We start from the raw sequence: 2521 nt of genomic DNA on the forward strand, positions 1-2521 counted from the left end.
AGGCCCTTGAGGCAGTCGGCCACCCCCAGGCCCGCGTCCCGGCCGATGAAGGAGTCGGCGGTCTCCGGCACCAGGAACTCGCCGTCGCCGCGGCCGACGTACCAGGTCGCGCTGTCGACCGGGACCACGGTGCCGGTGGCGAGGTCGAACTCGTAGCCGGAGTCCGCCGAGGTCAGCTCGACCGCGCGGTAGACCGTGGCGTACTCGGCGGCGGGCGCGGGCGCTGCCGGGGCGGTCGGCGTGGCGGCGGCCGGCCGGGTGGGCGTCGGAGCGGCCGTCGGGGTGCCGGGCGCGGCCGTGCCGGACACCGGGGCGTCGGCGGTCACGGCCTCCACCGGCTCCTGGTCGTCGAGCAGGAACACCGCCGCGGCGGCGCCGACGGCCAGGGCGACGGCGGCGGTCAGCGCGGTGCGCCCGAGGGCGCGTCTGCGCCTGCCCTTCCGATGGGGGCTCTCGTGCGGCACCCGCGCGCCGGGCACGGGCTCGGAGCCGACCGCCGGTGCGGAGGCGAGCACCGTCGGCGTCGGGGCGGCCGGCGGGGCGAGGACCGTCCGGGCCGAGTCCCACCCGGCCCCGGCCCCGGCCCCGGCGGCCCCGGCGGGCACCTGCGGCAGCTCGGCGTGCCGGGTGATCTGGCTGGTCAGCGGGTGCGGCAGCCAGTCGTCGCCGAACCTGAGGTGCCCGCCCACCGCCGGGTGGCTCCGGGCGGCGGCGATCACCTCGGCGGTGGTCGGCCGGTCCTCGGGCCGCTTGGCGAGGCAGTGCAGCAGCAGGGCGCGCAGGCTCTCCGGGACCCGGCCGAGGTCGGGCTCCTCGTGCACGGTCCGGTAGAGCGCCGCCGGGTCCGGGCCGTCCCCGAAGGGCGGGGTGCCGCCGGCCACGTGGACGGCCAAGGCGCCCAGCGCGTACACGTCGGTGGCCGGGGTCGCCGGCCGGCCCATCGCCTGCTCGGGCGCCATGTAGGCGGGCGAGCCGATGCGCAGTCCGGTGCCGGTCAGGGCGCTGGCGTCTGCCGCCCGGGCGATGCCGAAGTCGATCACCCGGGGGCCGTCGGAGGCGATCAGCACGTTGCCGGGCTTGAGGTCGCGGTGGACCACCCCGCTGGAGTGGATCGCCTGCAGGGCCTCGGCGATGCCCGCCACCAGCAGCAGGACGGTCCGTTCCGGCAGCGGGCCGAAGCGCTGGACCACCTGCTGGAGCGAGGGGCCCGGCACGTAGGTGGTGGCCAGCCACGGGGTGGCGGCGTCCACGCCCGCGTCGACCACCTGCGCGGTGAACAGTCCGTGGATGCGCCGGGCGCTGGCCACCTCCTGGGCGAAGCGGGCCCGGAACTCGGGGTCCTCGGCCAGTTCGGGCCGCACCACCTTGAGCGCCACCGGCCGGCCGCCGGGGGTGTACGAGAGGTAGACCCGGCCCATGCCGCCGGCGCCGAGCCGGGCGTACAGCAGGTGGCCGCCGACCTCGCGCGGGTCGTCCGCGGTCAGCTCCTGGAAGACCGGCTGGAGGGTGAAGGGGGATCGGTCGACGGACATGCGGTGGCCTCTCTCGGCGGACAGGGAGGGGGGCGGAGCCGGAACGGCGTCCCCGGGCGGCCACAGCGCTGTACGGCGCAGACGGCATCGCGAAGTTTAGAGGTAGGGTCAGGGTAGTCGTGACGGGCGGACCGGACGCCGGTGACCGTCAGCGGTGCAGTTCGGTGTCGACGGCGCTGCGCAGCAGCCGGCGGGCGTGGTCGAGGGGCAGTGAGCCGCTCAGCCAGCGCACGCTGAGGCCCTCGACGAGGGTGGTGAGCCGCTCGGCGGAGGCCGCGTGCGCGGGTGCGGTGCCGGTCGGGTCGGCCCGGGCGAGGAGTTCGGCGATGTCGTGCACCCAGGTGTGGGTGGTCCTCGCCAGGTCCTCGCGCAGGCTCGGTTCGAAGACCGCGCTGGCTCTCAACTCGCCCCAGGCGGTGCTGTTCTCCCGCACCTCGGTGCTGTCCTGGAGCTCCCGGAGCAGGACCCGTTCCAGGTCGGCCCGGGGGTCCTCGGTCCGGGGCGCAGGGTCCTCGTCGGCGGTGTAGTGGTCGGCGCGGTCGCTGATGAACTCCAGCGTCCGGCGCAGGATGCCGGCCCGGTCGGTGAAGTGGTAGTAGATCAGCGAGGTGGACACCCCGGCCTCGGCCGCCAGTTCGCCCACTCGTAGCCCGCGTACACCGCGCCGGGCGATCACCCGGGTCGCGGCTTTGAGTATTTCCGTCCGACGGTCCGACATGGTCGCCCACTCTACCGGGCTCCCTGGCTGGTCAGACCGGTCCCTGATGATCGTTTCAGGGAGTTGCGCCAGCTTTGAGTCAAAAGCTTGACTGAATTTTCAGTTCGGTAGAGGATGCGGGGCAACCCCCACCCCTGCATCACCCAGGGAGCGCCATGCAACCCCACACCCCCTCCCGGCGCGGTCTGCTTCGGTTCGGCGCCGCCGCCGTCCCCCTGATCGCCCTCGGCACCGTCCTTCCGGCCGGCGCCCGGGCCGCGGCGGCCGAGGC

At 75.4% G+C, this 2521-nt stretch carries 2 protein-coding genes; both read right to left on the bottom strand.

Annotation, left to right across the window (positions count from 1 at the left end; translation table 11 throughout):
• On the bottom strand, positions 1–1532 hold a 1532-nt coding region (locus ACFU7Y_RS42955; protein WP_380771903.1), incomplete at its 3' end, for a serine/threonine-protein kinase.
• A 148-nt stretch (positions 1533–1680) separates the two neighbouring features.
• On the bottom strand, positions 1681–2250 hold the full coding sequence (locus ACFU7Y_RS42960) for a TetR/AcrR family transcriptional regulator (RefSeq protein WP_224285347.1): 570 nt from the start codon (positions 2248–2250) through the stop codon (positions 1681–1683).
• Between the last annotated feature and the right edge of the window lie 271 nt (positions 2251–2521).

It is taken from the genome of Kitasatospora sp. NPDC057542 (assembly GCF_042801945.1).
Lineage (GTDB): Bacteria > Actinomycetota > Actinomycetes > Streptomycetales > Streptomycetaceae > Kitasatospora.